Source organism: Phormidesmis sp. 146-33, from assembly GCF_052939515.1.
In genome coordinates, this window is the sequence record NZ_JBJPHU010000017.1 from 26,899 (window position 1) to 40,714 (window position 13,816).

12 protein-coding genes and 3 pseudogenes are annotated in these 13,816 nt (G+C 48.7%); 4 read left to right on the forward strand and 11 right to left on the reverse strand.

Translation table 11 applies throughout. The annotated features are described in order from the left end of the window. Window positions 1-35: 35 nt before the first annotated feature. The 3 genes from tnpC to ACJ2PR_RS09340 form a co-directional block, all read right to left on the reverse strand. Window positions 36-1,514: an IS66 family transposase gene (gene tnpC / locus ACJ2PR_RS09330; RefSeq protein ID WP_446876827.1), complete on the reverse strand. Its 1,479-nt coding sequence runs from the start codon at window positions 1,512-1,514 to the stop codon at window positions 36-38. 12 nt (window positions 1,515-1,526) lie between these two features. Continuing rightward, complete coding sequence (locus ACJ2PR_RS09335; protein ID WP_446876828.1) at window positions 1,527-2,513, reverse strand: AAA family ATPase; 987 nt, start codon at window positions 2,511-2,513, stop codon at window positions 1,527-1,529. Between the two features lie 109 nt (window positions 2,514-2,622). Further along, on the reverse strand, window positions 2,623-3,147 hold the full coding sequence (locus ACJ2PR_RS09340) for a GNAT family N-acetyltransferase (RefSeq protein WP_446876829.1): 525 nt from the start codon (window positions 3,145-3,147) through the stop codon (window positions 2,623-2,625). A gap of 254 nt (window positions 3,148-3,401) precedes the next feature. Between ACJ2PR_RS09340 and ACJ2PR_RS09345 the strand changes: the two genes are divergently transcribed. After that, entirely contained in the window at window positions 3,402-4,241 is an 840-nt protein-coding gene (locus ACJ2PR_RS09345; protein ID WP_446876830.1) for an aminoglycoside phosphotransferase family protein, read from the forward strand. Window positions 4,242-4,295: 54 nt separating this feature from the next. Further along, complete coding sequence (locus ACJ2PR_RS09350) at window positions 4,296-4,841, forward strand: class I SAM-dependent methyltransferase (RefSeq protein ID WP_446876831.1); 546 nt, start codon at window positions 4,296-4,298, stop codon at window positions 4,839-4,841. A 238-nt stretch (window positions 4,842-5,079) separates the two neighbouring features. Here ACJ2PR_RS09350 and ACJ2PR_RS09355 read toward each other — a convergent pair whose 3' ends face one another. From ACJ2PR_RS09355 to ACJ2PR_RS09365, 3 genes are all read right to left on the reverse strand, one after another. Then, window positions 5,080-7,635, reverse strand: a complete 2,556-nt coding sequence (locus ACJ2PR_RS09355) for a tetratricopeptide repeat protein (protein WP_446876832.1) — start codon at window positions 7,633-7,635, stop codon at window positions 5,080-5,082. A gap of 2 nt (window positions 7,636-7,637) precedes the next feature. Beyond that, complete coding sequence (locus ACJ2PR_RS09360) at window positions 7,638-8,054, reverse strand: hypothetical protein (RefSeq protein WP_446868638.1); 417 nt, start codon at window positions 8,052-8,054, stop codon at window positions 7,638-7,640. A gap of 290 nt (window positions 8,055-8,344) precedes the next feature. Then, on the reverse strand, window positions 8,345-8,491 hold the full coding sequence (locus tag ACJ2PR_RS09365; protein WP_446868639.1) for a hypothetical protein: 147 nt from the start codon (window positions 8,489-8,491) through the stop codon (window positions 8,345-8,347). A 194-nt stretch (window positions 8,492-8,685) separates the two neighbouring features. Here ACJ2PR_RS09365 and ACJ2PR_RS09370 point away from each other — a divergent pair, with 194 nt between their 5' ends. Next, window positions 8,686-9,270 (forward strand): AAA family ATPase, encoded by a 585-nt coding sequence (locus ACJ2PR_RS09370; protein ID WP_446868640.1) that lies wholly within the window; start codon window positions 8,686-8,688, stop codon window positions 9,268-9,270. Window positions 9,271-9,296: 26 nt separating this feature from the next. On the opposite strand, the gene ACJ2PR_RS09375 is transcribed toward ACJ2PR_RS09370, so the two are convergent. Both ACJ2PR_RS09375 and ACJ2PR_RS09380 read right to left on the reverse strand, forming a co-directional pair. Beyond that, the gene (locus ACJ2PR_RS09375; protein WP_446876833.1) at window positions 9,297-9,569 is read right to left on the reverse strand and encodes a hypothetical protein; all 273 of its coding nucleotides are present in this window, start codon (window positions 9,567-9,569) and stop codon (window positions 9,297-9,299) included. Next, the gene (locus ACJ2PR_RS09380) at window positions 9,569-10,252 is read right to left on the reverse strand and encodes an RNA polymerase sigma factor (protein WP_446876834.1); all 684 of its coding nucleotides are present in this window, start codon (window positions 10,250-10,252) and stop codon (window positions 9,569-9,571) included. Before ACJ2PR_RS09380 ends, ACJ2PR_RS09375 begins: the two co-directional genes overlap by 1 nt. A 52-nt stretch (window positions 10,253-10,304) precedes the next feature. On the opposite strand from ACJ2PR_RS09380, the pseudogene ACJ2PR_RS09385 reads away from it, so the two are divergent. Continuing rightward, a pseudogene (locus ACJ2PR_RS09385) lies at window positions 10,305-11,117 on the forward strand (IS1/IS1595 family N-terminal zinc-binding domain-containing protein); the annotation flags it as partial. 10 nt (window positions 11,118-11,127) lie between these two features. Here ACJ2PR_RS09385 and ACJ2PR_RS09390 read toward each other — a convergent pair. From ACJ2PR_RS09390 to ACJ2PR_RS09400, 3 genes and pseudogenes are all read right to left on the reverse strand, one after another. Then, window positions 11,128-11,253 (reverse strand): annotated as a pseudogene (locus ACJ2PR_RS09390) (helix-turn-helix domain-containing protein); the annotation flags it as partial. 86 nt (window positions 11,254-11,339) lie between these two features. Next, a pseudogene (ppsA, locus tag ACJ2PR_RS09395) lies at window positions 11,340-13,580 on the reverse strand (phosphoenolpyruvate synthase); the annotation flags it as partial. Next, the gene (locus ACJ2PR_RS09400; RefSeq protein WP_446876835.1) at window positions 13,538-13,747 is read right to left on the reverse strand and encodes a hypothetical protein; all 210 of its coding nucleotides are present in this window, start codon (window positions 13,745-13,747) and stop codon (window positions 13,538-13,540) included. The gene ACJ2PR_RS09400 and the pseudogene ppsA, both read right to left, overlap by 43 nt. Window positions 13,748-13,816: the final 69 nt, after the last annotated feature.

Consider the following 13,816-nt stretch of genomic DNA (forward strand, 5'->3'; position numbering starts at 1 on the left):
AACGATATCCTCTCCGACTACGACTTTGCAGGTAACTACTCAGGTTGAATGACAGTGGGCAGAGTTGGATTGCCCAAGAAAACTTGCGTAAGCGCTTCCAATACATTCAACCCTTGCTTCTTGAGGGTAGAGATATAGCCACGAATGCGACCAAATTGCTGCGCCCCTGCAACAGAGCGAAACCCACCGGAAATCTTCTGCTTGAGCTTCATCATGCGTAAATCCCGCTCCGCCTGATTGTTATCAAAGGGGACGCGAAAATCGACCATGAAGGCTAACACCTGGTCTTGGTGTTGCTGCAAGCGGTTTAGTAGATTTCTCGCAGGCGATTGCTTGGGTCGCCCCCTGGATTTTGGGGCATCGGGCGGGGATGGGTCGGGCAGCGGATTAGATTCAAGCCCGGCATCAATCAAGGTCTGATAGCGTTGCTCAAACCCCTGCATCCGTTCCTCGGATAGCGCGGTTTCTCCCCCAGATTTAGCTTGGTCTACTTGTTGTTTGACCTCGCACAGCAAGCTGCTCATCTCTTGGGCCCAACTCTGTTGATAGCGCTCCGTGATAAAAGCTAACTCGCGCAGATGGTGAGCATTGCACAAGGCATGACCGCAAGGGTATTGAGCATAGCTCTTGAGTCCATCATGCACACTGATGCCGTCATAGGCGGGCAAAATGTTCATGGCATCCATCGCGTCTTTGCCTCGCTTGGCGTGGACAAAGTAGCAGGTCAAGCCCTCTGTACTGGCGACATGTAACCACCACAGTTTGCCTTGCACCCGCATCCCGGTTTCATCACAGTGCAGCACTTCGGCTTGGCTAATCTGTTGGGCAATGGCAACTTCCACAGGCGCAAGTTCTGCAAAACATCGGTCTCGACTCGTGTAGAGCGTTCCTTCTGAAACTTCACACCCCAGCACATCCGACAACAGTTCTTGCACTCGTGCCGAGGGCAACAACTGGTAATCCAGAAGATACACCATCAATCCCTTCAGATGCGCCCCATACTGCACCACGCGATTCACATCTTGAGGAAACTTCCCTCGATTCAGCGTCTGACAATGAGGGCAGCACTTCACTTGCGCCCGGTGTTCTGTCACTTCCAACCGCATCGGCGCTAAATCTTGAACTTGGCGGATGTCCCACGACTCCACTGCTGTCTCGACTAATGAACTTCCGCAAACCTCACACGCCACCACCGGATGAGATTCGACGTAATCCACCTCAAACGACCACTCTAACGTTTGTCCAGGGTGCCCTTTCTGTCCGCCACTGCTTCGCTCACGCTTGCCGCGTAGACTTTTCGGCTGCGGCTTGAACCCATCACTTGAGGGGGGCTTACTGCTATTGCGGCTATGTTTGCTCACCTGATTCTCTAACTGCTCAACCCGCGCCTCTAGCTCTGCGATTCGGTGCAGTAATCCTTCGACCAATGCCACGACCGCTTCTTCCCCCTGCGCGTAGACGGCTCGGATTTCATCACGGCTGATGGCAAGCTTTTTGGCAGGGGAGTCACTCAATGAGGTTGACCTCTAATCTGCGTCAGTTTCTCCAAACTCTACTTCTACTTCTGTACTTTGACGCAAATCGTTATGATGTTTTAAGCCTGAGTAGTTACCTTTGCAGAGAGATTGACACATCTGCTCTAAAATCGAAGTCCGCAGCAGAAACTTCCTCACGAGCTGAGATTGCCGTTCTAGAACTTCCTCCACCAGATAATCCAGCACATTGCGTTGGCTACCGCTAAACAACTCAATCAATGCCTCGGAATCTGCCGCTTCCCGCAGCGAAAGCATCGCGAGTTGTAATCCTGCAATCCAGCCTTCAGTTTGGGTTTGCAGCGTCGCGATCTGTGCCTCGGTTAAGGGTTGAGCGAGGGACTGATGCAGGAATGCCGCTGCTTCTTCATGGGTAAAGCGCAAGTCGTTGGCGTGGAGTTCTGTTAATTGAGCGCGGACGCGCAATCTCGCGATCGATAGCGGTGGATCAATCCGAGTGGCGATCGCGAGATGCACCTGAAGCGGCAAATGTTCCAGCAGGAAAATAAGTGCGTCGTGGATCGCAGAAGTGTTAATCAGATGATAGTCATCTAGAACCAGAACTACGTCGGTTTGGAGTTGCGCGAGTTCATTGATCAGCGGTGTTAAAAATGCTTCAGCAGAAGTCGGTTCCGTCGATCCTTCGGAGCTTCGCGAAACGAATTGCAGCATCGCTAGCGTCGCTTCGCCGATGTTTGGATGACGTTGCTGTAAAGCGGTCACAACATACGTCCAGAAGCGAGTGAGATCATTATCCCGCTCATCAAGAGAAAGCCAACTGACGGGGAGTTTGAGTTCATGTGCCCATTCACTCAACAGGGTCGTCTTCCCAAAACCCGCCGCCGCCGAAATCAGGATCAGTTTGTTGGTTAATCCCTGATTTAATTTCTCCAGCAAACGTTTTCGCTGCACTAAGGGCAACTGCCCCGGTGAAGGTGGCGATGGAAGATACAACTTGGTGATCAGCAGAGGATTAACCATGCCGAGTTAAGCGTCCATGCGAACTTGATCTTCAGGGTAACGAATCGAGAAGATGCAAGTTTTGTACAGCAACACTGAGTAACTAATGGAAATTTAGCGTGATCGACCCCTAGAGTTTCTTGAAGTATCGGGCGACTGACCACAGCCCGAAGCCCAGCTTTTCGTAAGTGTGACGGGCTGGAGCATGACCCGGATCACCTCCTGTTTCGACCATTGCAATCGTCATCCCAGTCTCTTTCATCTGCTCAAGCGCAAATTCCATCAGAGTGCTGCCAATGCCTTGACCTTGAAAGTCTGGATCGACAGCAATCATGTAAATTTCGCCCATCCTGGATTCGGAGTCTAGTTTCACGGCGACAAACCCTACAGTGGAACCTGAATCGAGTGCAACCCACACGTTTATGTCTTCAGCAGCACAGACATCCTCGATCGCCTTTTGCTGGCTCATCCGCCAACCATTGGGATAAAACGATCGATACACTTCAACGTCCATCGCGTTCTGAATTGACTCAAACACCGGAGTCCAGGCTCGCAGCGAAAGCTGAATGACGGCATCGAGATTGTCAGCATTGTAAGGTTCAATCCGCACTTCCATATCCACTCCGGTTAATGCCAATAATCCAGCACATCGCATTGGTTACGCGCAAACAAGCCAATTCGTGCCGAGGTTAGAGATGTAGTTTTATACCACAGATTGTAGTTTAATACTACAAATATAATACAACTAACTTTTATCCGTGGTACCATGCGCGTGAGATTTGATCTGTCTAAACGTCGGTCAAGATAAAGCATGGAGTTATGTCAAGACGACCAGATGCGGAATTCAGACCCCGTATAAAGATGCATGAAGGGGAAATTGACATCGACGAGTTCCTCGTTGAACGGTTAATGACTGCACAATTCCCCCAGTTTGCTAATCTGCCAATTCATGCAATGCAGTCCACAGGAACGGTAAACGCAATTTATCGGCTCGGTGATCACTTCTGTGCGCGATTTCCGCTCCTGGAGTCATGGGCGCGAGATATCGAGAAAGAGTGGGAGTGGCTACCGAAGCTTGCTCCACATCTGTCGCTGCATATTCCTGAGCCAGTTGCAAAGGGGCAGCCGACAAGGGAGTATCCCTTTCCCTGGGCGATCTACCGCTGGATTGAGGGTCATCCGTATCAAGATGACCTGATCCAAGATGAACGTCAGGCTGCTGCCGATTTAGCGCAATTCCTCATCAAACTACGCCGCGTTGATCCCGTCGGCACACCCCCCACTGGACGTAAGCCACTCCGCGAACTGGACACGGCGACGCGCACGGCAATAGAGGCGTTGCAAAGCACGATCGACAGGAATGCGATTGCACTGGCTTGGAGCAGCGTACTCGAAGCAGCCGCTTGGGATGGAACACCCGTTTGGATACACACAGATTTGCTGCGATCGAACCTGCTTGTGAAAGGCGGACGGCTGCGGGCGGTGATCGACTTTGGCGGCATTGGTGTGGGTGATCCGGCTGCGGATGTCATTGCTGCCTGGAGTGTCTTCAACCCTATTGGACGATCGGTATTTCGTGTTGCTCTCGATGTTGACGACGATACGTGGAATCGAGCGAGAGGCTATGCCCTTCACCAAGCCGTTCTAATTATGCCGTATTACGCTGAGACGAACCCTGGATTGGTAGCACTCGCGGAACGCACGATCAAAGAAGTACTGACTGACCTGGGATACACAACGCTTGCATAAGATCCTCAGAGACAAAGTGCCACGGTTCTTAGCCCAGTTGGAGTCAATTTTGGGATGTACGACGAAATTGCCAATCTTTATCACCTTGTCTACCCAAATTGGAACGAAGCCATCGAACGGCAGGGGGAGGCACTCAATGGTGTTGTCAGCGACTTCATTGGTTCAGCACCTCTATCCATTCTGGATGTTTCCTATGGCATTGGGACGCAGGCATTAGGACTCGCTGCCCTCGGACATTGGGTAACGGCATCTGATTTATCAGCAGCAGCAGTGAATCGGGCGCGCCAAGAAGCGGTGACACGAGGACTTGACGTTACGTTCAAAGTGGCAGATATGCGTCACTGTGCCGAAATTCATGGTTCTGGATTTGATGTCGTGCTAAGTGCTGACAACTCCTTGCCCCATCTCCCTGGCGAAGATGAGATCCGAGTTGCGCTCCAAGGGTTCTACAGGTGCTTGAGGCAAAATGGCGTGGCGATCGTGAGCCTGCGCGATTATCGGGCGGATGAAGATCGATCTTCCCCACAAATGTGGTCTTATGGGTTCCGTTATGACGGCAGCGATCGCTACTTTGCACTTATTTCTGGAGCCATGCGATGAGAAGGACGGGCTGCTTTGCAGATACCGCAAGGGTCGCCAGCCCAACGCAGAACCAGAGAACCCAGTTGATTTGGCGCTGGGAGGCTGATCAGGATTTTGTTGCAGTTACACGATAATCCAAGCTTTCGCGATCGTGATTTACATTTAGCGATTGAGGTAATCTCTCAATTCAAAATCTAGAAGCCAAATTTAGATTTCTATCTTTGACACAAACTGTTTGACATACCCTACTTTTTCTCTAGGGTTCATCGAAAAGCATTGAAAACACTTCGTCTAAAGACTGTGGAAGATCTTGAAAGTTTGAATGAGTACTAGCAATCACACTAACCATAAGCTCCAAAATCTGTTGGGTACTGTATCCTGCTTCGCTCAGCTTTAAAAGTTCAGAAGCTTGTTGAAAAGCCTGTTTTGCCTCACTCAATCGTTCTTGAAGTCTATAAATCATGGCAATTCTGAAAAGAGCAGTTGCCATGTTGGGATGATTAGCCCCAAACAATTGTTGATACATCTCTAGTCCTTGCAAACAGAAAGACTCAGCTTCACCCAATCGCCCCTGTACTAGGTAGAGTCCTGCAATATCCATGAGACTGCTTGCAATATCGGGATGGTCATTTTCAAACAACCGCCGCTGCATTTCTAGTGCTTCTAAAAAAAGAGACTCAGTTCTATCTAAACGCTTTTCTGTCAGGTAGAAGAACGCTAGAGAATTGAAGCTATCGGCTACGTTCGGATGATCACCTTCGTACAGTTTTTGCTGTATTTCCAATGCTCGTACACAAAGTTTTTCAGCTTCGTTTGAGTATCCTTGCACCGAGTATTGTGCTCCCAACTGTGCGAGACTAGCTCCTAGATGAGAATAATTACCTTCAAGATGTTGTTGTGCCAGATTCAGTAATCTAACCCGGAATGTTTTAGCCTCACTCAATCGCCCCTGTATCAGATAGAGCAATGCTAAATTGGAAAGACTACTTGCCATACTAAGATTGTCACCTGCGAACAATCGTTCACCCATTTCTAGAGATTGTGAAAGAAGCGATTCAGCCTCACTCAGCCGCCCTTGAGAAAGGCGTAATACCCCCAACTGATTGAGACTCCCTTTCACATTAGGATGATCATCCTCATGCAGCCGTTTCCTCATTTCTAATGACTGTATGCAAAAAGACTCAGCTTCCTCTAAGCGTGCTTGGTCTAGGTAAAAACCTGCTAAATCACAGAGAGTATTTGCCACATCAGAATGATCATCTTCATGCAATCGCTGCCACATTTCTAAAGACTGTATGTAAAGTGACTCAACCTTGCCTAAAATCCCTCGCTTTTGATAGAAGCGTGCTACAGCCATGAGCGTCATTGCAACATCAGCATGACCACTCTCATAGTGAGAATGTATTACTTCCAGACACTTCTCATACCAAATCTTTGCCTCAGCATAGAGTCCTTTCCCTTCATAGAATTGTGCAAGACCACTAAATAGATATAAAAGATCTTCGCCCTGCAATTCTTGTGTGTGGTGCTGTGCTACCTCTTGCAAGTGAGAATGAATTGGTATAAAAATCAGAATTTGCTGACTAGTTGGATTGCAAGGGATCTGTGCGGCAATATCGACCAGTATAGACGTGAATGCATTCAATAATGATTGATCTCCGGTTGTCCCAGCTGCAATTCGGTGCTTCTCAGCTAAAAAGTTCTGAATTAATGTATGCAATCGGCAAACTTCTAAATTTTCTTTACTAATCTGCACCACCGAAGCATTATCTAAGCGCTTCCGCGCTTTTCGGATCAAATACTCTTCTCCCTTCACTCGCTGCATTATCCATTCCACCAACCACCAAGGGATTGCATCTGGTGCAAATAGACTCAAGAGCCTTGCTACTACCTGGCTATCTTCATCCAACTGCTTCCACGTCAACTCAAAAGCGGCTCTAACTCCAAGCTGTGCCGTCATTTGATACTGCGGCAATCGCTCTAAAGCCTCACATCTCAGTTTTTCAGCCTGCAACAGACCTAACATCTCTTTTAATGTCAAAAAACGATCTGACGCTAAATACCGCCCCACCAATTCAATTCCAAGAGGCAACCATCCTAATGCTTCGCATAACTCATCAGCAGTATTAGGGTCTTGTGATACTCGCTCCAGTTTCTCTAAATGCCCTAATAGCCCCCGTGCTGCTTCAGACTGCAACACGTCTAGCTCAATTTCAACAAAGTTGGCATCCAGTCCCCTCATCCGTGTTGTTAACAGCAACCGGAATTGACTCAGATTCGGCAGAAAACGTTGACATATCGCCCAGTGTTCGGCATCTGGAACATCATCTAACACCACTAAAACTTGACCACAAGGCTGCCAATGCCGCCAACACCATCGCACCAATTCCTCTGTTGGCAAGGATCTTACCCACTCATCACGAACTCCTGGAAGTTGCAAATCCAATTCAGCAATCTGGATGATTTGAGAAGCTAGATCCTCCCGTGCATTCAGCCAACATACTCCCCCCGGAAAGTAACTCTCCTGATAGCTCTTGGCATATTCGATCGCTAGCTGAGTTTTTCCTACACCACCCATCCCATAGACAGCTACCCAAACGACTGCATCCTTTCGTTGCAAAATCTTGTGCAACCGAGCAAGTTCTGTATCTCGCCCAACAAAGTTAGGTGTCGATCTATGGGAATCAAAGAGATTTGTCCTGTCAGGCTGAGTCTGAGCAGACGATTCCCCGTTCAAGACAAACAAATTGCCTTGAAGCCTGTTGATGTTAAAAATATCTCGTCTAGAGTACTGCCCGTCTGAGTGCATCATGCTCACGAACCACCCAGCTTATTTACTCTGCCCTCAATTTTCTCGATAGTGAAGATGTCTCGTCCAGCAGTCTGAGTATACGTTCGACTCCCTTCTATAGTCTGATCACCATTGATAGTCTGATCACCAACATTGGTCACCTGCTGCGCCAACTGTTGTAACGTTTGAGCAAATTGAGGATTACCCATTTCGTAATCTAGATACCCCGAAAGTGTTTCGAGCGCTTCGGGCGATCGCTCTTTCTCGATCTTCTCAATCGCATCCTCCGCCTTCTGATTCCCCTTAAATCGTGCCTTAATCGTTGATCGCAACTGCTCGATCGCGCCGCCGACCGCTTTCTTCGCGATTTCTCCGGCTCCAGACTTCACAAACTCATCAAAGGCAATTTTTGCGATCGTCGCTCCAGTCAAAGCATCCATAAGCCACCGCCAAACGACTACATTTTAGTTGTAGTTAATTCTTCTACTTCTGTCGGCAGTTTCCGTAAGATTACAGAATTAATTTCAGCAATGGTGACAATTTGTGCGGATGCCAAACGCAGTAGAGATGACAACAGGCATTTTGGGGGCGTTGAATGCCTAATACACCTCGTCGTGGTTGCCGATATCGATTAATACGATCGCTTCTTCCTCTTCTCCATCCAATGCCGCAAATCGGGGCACTGGTCTTTTAAGGGATGAGGGAGGCGAAGCCTCGCTGTGTCAGCAATTCAAGCATCGAGACTGGGCGACCACAGTATCCCATTGCCATTGCTGGAGTCGTAACCGTCTTGGAGGGTAACCTTGCCGTTCTTGACGACCTGCTGACTTTCACATTCTGGGCAGTGCATCAGCTCTGATCCACGCGATGCAACCATTTTACACATCACTCATTAACAGACCAGTGCCGTAGTGCCGCATAACAGAGACTCAAAATTTCTCAGTTTACAGGCAGTGGTTCGTTTCGAGAGACTCTTGGAGATCGAGGCAATGTTCCCAAAGCGTTGGTTTGCGTGACTCAATATCAAGCCAGTGCTATGTTGTAGCCGATCTGAGAGAATTGCTATTGCTGATGATTATTTGGTTAAACGGAGCATTTGGAGTTGGCAAAACTCAGACTGCCTTCGAGCTGCATCGCCGCATTCCGGGTAGTTTTGTGTTTGATCCTGAGCAAATTGGCTTTGCACTGCGTAAAGTGCTGCCACCTCAGATGCATCGAGACTTTCAAGACCATCCCGTCTGGCGTGAGTTCACTTACCAAACGTTGCGATACGTTGCTGAGAACTTTTCAGGTGTCATCATTGTTCCAATGACGGTTGTCAATCCGCTCTATCACGAGCAAATCATCGGTGCATTGCATCGAGAGGGATTACAGGTGTATCACTTTACTTTACTGGCTTCTCGCGAGACGATTCTGCGTCGGTTGCGATGGCGCGGGGATGGCAGCAACTCTTGGGGTGCGCGTCACCTGGATCGATGCTTGAACGCTTTATCAGACGAAAAGTTCGCAGTCCATCTCAATACCGAGAGAAAAACGATCGCGACTGTTGCAGAGGAAATTGCTCATTCTACAGGTCTTGCGCTCAAACCTCCTGGCATCAGAATCTTACGCCCCCTAAAACGGATAGCAATACAAATCCGCCATATTCGCTGGTAGCGATCAACGTCACGGTCTCAGTCTAGCTAAAGCTGAACTTCGCGCAGCCGACGTTCCAGGAAGCGGCGTTCACTGTTATTAGTTACGAGCTTCAGCGCACGATCGTAACTTTGGGCAGCAGCGACAGCGTTTCCGCCTCGTCGCCACAGATTAGCACGAGCGGCGTAAAACAGGTGATAGCTGTCGAGTTCGGTAGCAAGTTCATCCAGAAGGGTGAGTGCTACCTCATATCCCTCGACCATTGCAATCGCCACTGCCCGATTTAGTGAGACGATCGGGGATGGGTGCAAGCGTTCCATCACTGCATAAAGCTGAACAATCTGCACCTAATCGGTGTCTTCTGCTCGTGCTGCCTGACGCCGAAGGGCTGCAAACACTCGTGGAGCGAAGCTTTCGCCGCTTGCAGGGCAAACGATCCTGTGCCGTCTCGTAGTGCCTCTTCCACCAGTGGCAGTGCCTCAGCAATTTGCGGCTGATTCCAACGACGACGGTCTTGATCTTCGAGCAGCACCAAATCGCCCTGCTCATCTAAACGGGCATCCCGACGTGCATCGTGCAGCAACATCAGTGCCACCAGTGCCGTGACTTCTGAGGGGGGTTGTGGGGACATCAACGCCCTCACGAGGCGACCGAGCCAGATCGCTTCGGCACACGGATCGGCTCTGATGATTGTTTGACCACGGGTCGCCGCATAGCCTTCGTTGAAAATGAGATAGATGACGCTCAACACGGCATCTATTCGGGCGGGTACGTCGGTTGTGTCTGGCACTTTGTAGGGAATGCCTGCATCCCGAATTTTGCGCTTGGCATGCATCAGCCGTTGCGCCATCGTCGCCTTTGGCACAAGAAAGGCACGGGCAATTTCATCGGTTTCGAGTCCGCCAAGCATTCGCAGTGTGTGAGCCACCTGAGTCTCAATTGCCAGTGCCAGGTAAGCGCAGGTAAAGATTAGCCTGAGTTGATCGTCTGGAATTTCAGGCACTGGTTTGCTAAAGGATGGTAGTTAAAATAAAGTCAGCGTTGAGGATGCATCAATGAACTGTCCAACTTGCCAAAGCCAAAATGTAGAGAAAAATGGGACAACCAGGCGTCAAGATAACAGTGTTGTTCAGAAATATCGGTGCAAGGCTTGCAAGCGACAATTCAACGAGCGAACAGGCACTCCGATGTCAAAGCTACGAACCTCATCAGTAATTGTGGGTGCGACTTTGAATGTCCGCAAAGGATTGGGCATTCGTGCGACCGGTCGTTTGGCAAGTCTCACTCAACCATCATGCGTTAGGAGCAAAGGCTTGCCCAGCAAACTCCTCAGTGATCACCGCCGGCACCGGAAGGGTCTGATGTCATGCTCGAAGGGGATGAACTGTACACTCGTGTCGGCGAGAACCTTCCCCCCGGAAGCCAGTAAAGGTTGAACAATCCATTTCATCGAACGCCAGAGTCGCTATTGGACTACCGCCCAGGCAGGCAAAAAGCAGACTCAATTGTTTGAGCAAGGCATTCAAAGAGCCTGGAATTGGGCAAAACCAGCCCAGTTCATTCGTTGGTTTACTGATGGTGACCGGCGCTATGGTAAAGCATTGTGGAAACTTGCCTGTGTCTATCTCAAATTAGGAGAAGCCTACCCAGATTACCAGCGCTGCAAGGTTTGGCGCGAAGGGCTAGAAGTCGCCATGAAAATCAAAGGTTCTCAAGGCAACAGGCGGATTGAGTGGGTTTACCCTGAGCATCCATTTACGGCTATCAGTGCCGGATCTGAGGTGCATGCCAATCATAACGAGGACCAAAACAGCGCACTTAGACGACGCTGTAGTGCTCACCGTAGACGACAGAACCTCTACGCCAAGTGTGTACAGGCTTAAAGCGGTAGAAGCTATCGCGGGAAACGCCCATGACTTTGCACGCCTGAGAGACGTTACCCAGCATTTTGGCGAGATTGAACATACCCAGTTTGTTTTGGATAATCTTGTCCTGTGTATTCATTGTGACACTCCCATTCGGTATCAAGTTTACACGAAGTGTCAGATTAAGTCTCGTTTATTACACGTAAAGAGACAACATCTTACCCATTATAGAATTTCTACATACCCTTCTGTTCCATGCACGCGAATTCGTTGCCCGTCTTTGATCCGTTGGGTCGCATGATCTACTCCAACCACCGCTGGTAAACCATATTCCCGTGCGATCACGGCTCCATGCGTCATCAGTCCACCCACTTCGGTGACTAAACCTTTGATAGATACAAACAAGGGTGTCCAGCTAGGGTCCGTAAATGTGGTGACTAATATATCGCCATCTTCCAGATCAGCTTCTTCCATGTTGAGAATGACCCGTGCGCGTCCTTCTATCACTCCGGCGGAAACGGGTAGACCGACGATCGCATCAGCTGGCAAATTCTCTCGTTTGTACTCACCTGCAATGATTTCACCCTCAGACGTGATTACACGCGGCGGCATTAGTTTTTCATAGCGTTTGTACTCACCTTTTCGTTTGCTGATGATTGAGTAATCCATTTGATTTGTGCATACAACGTTGCGAAGTTCTTCAAAGGTGAGATAGTAGGCATCTTCCTTTTCCTGAATCACACCTGCTTGGATGAGTTGTTCGACTTCTTTCAGCAATGCCTGCTTATAAACAAAGTAACGACTCACGATGCCGTATTTGGGATATTCACGATAGCCAATGAAACTCCGAAGCAGCTTGATCATGCGTTTTGTTTCATTGACCTTTTGTTCACCATCCGGTAATTGCTGCAATCGCTCTAATAGCTCTTGTTCTTTTCTTAAAGCTGACTGTTGCCCTTGCTCAAATTTGCGATCGCGTTCACCCGACTCTAAGTTCTTGATGTTACTCAAAATCATCGGAATCAGTGTGGGTGGTTTTTCGCTCCAACGAGGTCTCGTAATATCGATTTCTCCAGCGCATCGCATCCCGTATTGGTCAAGAAAAGTCGCGATCGCGCTCTGCGCTTCCTGTCCACCCTCAATCTGCACTAATTCACCCAGAAAATTATCCTCTTCGACCTGTTGCAAATACTCAATGACTTTCGGGTAAGGACGAATCGCATCCGCAACATCCAATAGTGCCAGACCCATTTGTGACGTAATATTGTTGGGTGCTGATTGAGCAAGCGTGTCCGCTACATTTTTTTCGCCTAACCACTCGTTCATTTTTTCATTGATCCAGGAGGCAGCATTCATCCCCGTAATCAGCACACCAAAACTCTGGGAATCAAAGTTGGTCTGCTTTAATTGCTGAATATCTTCCAGGATAAAATCAAATAGATCCGCTCCTGATTTCGTTTGGATGGTTTGTTTTAACGCTGCGATCGAGGCTTGGCTCTGTTGAATTAAATCAGCCACAATCGCCGGATCGTAATCGTTTAGGGTTTGAAAATCCGCAAGCGATCGCCTTTTACTGCTTTTGCCGGGACTCTGATCATCAGGTAACAATTTGATAAAATCCCCCCGCTCCAAGATGGTTGTCAGCGCATCTTTCATCAGCGGATCAGATTTTCCCAAGGTGACGTTTAATATCGTTTCTCTGCCGACAGGTGAAGCCAGCGTCGCTGTCACATCAACGAATAACCGTCCACCAGCCGTGTGCATGGGTGCAGGGGTCATTAACAGAAAAAAAGACAATCCCAAGGGTTTCATGGCATCGGTCATCATTTGGTTGTGACCGACAGAAACAAAGACGCGATTTTCCTGATCATTCATTTCAGGAATCGGGAATAACGTCGTGATTGGTCTACTCTGGACAATGTAAAACGTATCATCAACCAAACACCATTCAATGTCTTGGGGACTGCCGAAATGAGCTTCGATTGTTCGACCGATGCGCTCAAGCTGCACAATCTGCTCATCTGTCAGCACTTGTTGATTCTGCCGCTCAGTCTCAATCTCCTGTGCTTTTGTACCACCATCTTTTAGAGCACCAATTGCTAGTTTCTTGGTGGATATTTTCTTATCGATCACCTTACCGTTCCGCACTTTGTAGTTATCGGCATTCACCACTCCAGAGACGATCGCTTCCCCCAGTCCAAAACTGGCATCAATGGAGACCACCTTTCGATTACCAGTAACCGGATCTGCCGTAAACAAAATCCCTGACATCTGTGGAAAGACCATCTTTTGAACCACCACAGACAGGTAAACTTTACGGTGGTCGAAGCCGTTTTGCAGGCGGTAAATGATTGCCCTCTCGGTAAATAGCGATGCCCAGCACTTGCTGATGTGCTTGAGGATTGCTTCTTTCCCAATAATATTTAAATAAGTATCCTGCTGACCTGCAAAGGAGGCTGTGGGTAAATCCTCTGCTGTTGCGCTTGATCGGACGGCGTAGGCAGCTTTTTCTCCAAGCCTGGAAAAAAGTGGGCGATCACTTCACTCATATCTTCAGGAATGGCTATCCCTTCGATAATCCTGCGAATCTCACTGCTAACTTCACGGATTTTATCCCGCTCATTCACCTTCAAACGCGATAACTGCTCCAGTAATTCGTTAATCGACGGTGTTTTCTCAATGATTCTTTTATAGCAATACTT

Bases quoted from the DNA above. Each gene is read 5' to 3' on its own strand.
- ACJ2PR_RS09335 (WP_446876828.1), bottom strand. From the start codon at position 2,513: ATGGTTAATCCTCTGCTGATCACCAAGTTGTATCTTCCATCGCCACCT.
- ACJ2PR_RS09340 (WP_446876829.1), bottom strand. From the start codon at position 3,147: ATGCGATGTGCTGGATTATTGGCATTAACCGGAGTGGATATGGAAGTG.
- ACJ2PR_RS09345 (WP_446876830.1), top strand. From the start codon at position 3,402: ATGACTGCACAATTCCCCCAGTTTGCTAATCTGCCAATTCATGCAATG.
- ACJ2PR_RS09350 (WP_446876831.1), top strand. From the start codon at position 4,296: ATGTACGACGAAATTGCCAATCTTTATCACCTTGTCTACCCAAATTGG.
- ACJ2PR_RS09355 (WP_446876832.1), bottom strand. From the start codon at position 7,635: ATGATGCACTCAGACGGGCAGTACTCTAGACGAGATATTTTTAACATC.
- ACJ2PR_RS09360 (WP_446868638.1), bottom strand. From the start codon at position 8,054: ATGGATGCTTTGACTGGAGCGACGATCGCAAAAATTGCCTTTGATGAG.
- ACJ2PR_RS09365 (WP_446868639.1), bottom strand. From the start codon at position 8,491: ATGGTTGCATCGCGTGGATCAGAGCTGATGCACTGCCCAGAATGTGAA.
- ACJ2PR_RS09370 (WP_446868640.1), top strand. From the start codon at position 8,686: ATGATTATTTGGTTAAACGGAGCATTTGGAGTTGGCAAAACTCAGACT.
- ACJ2PR_RS09375 (WP_446876833.1), bottom strand. From the start codon at position 9,569: ATGGAACGCTTGCACCCATCCCCGATCGTCTCACTAAATCGGGCAGTG.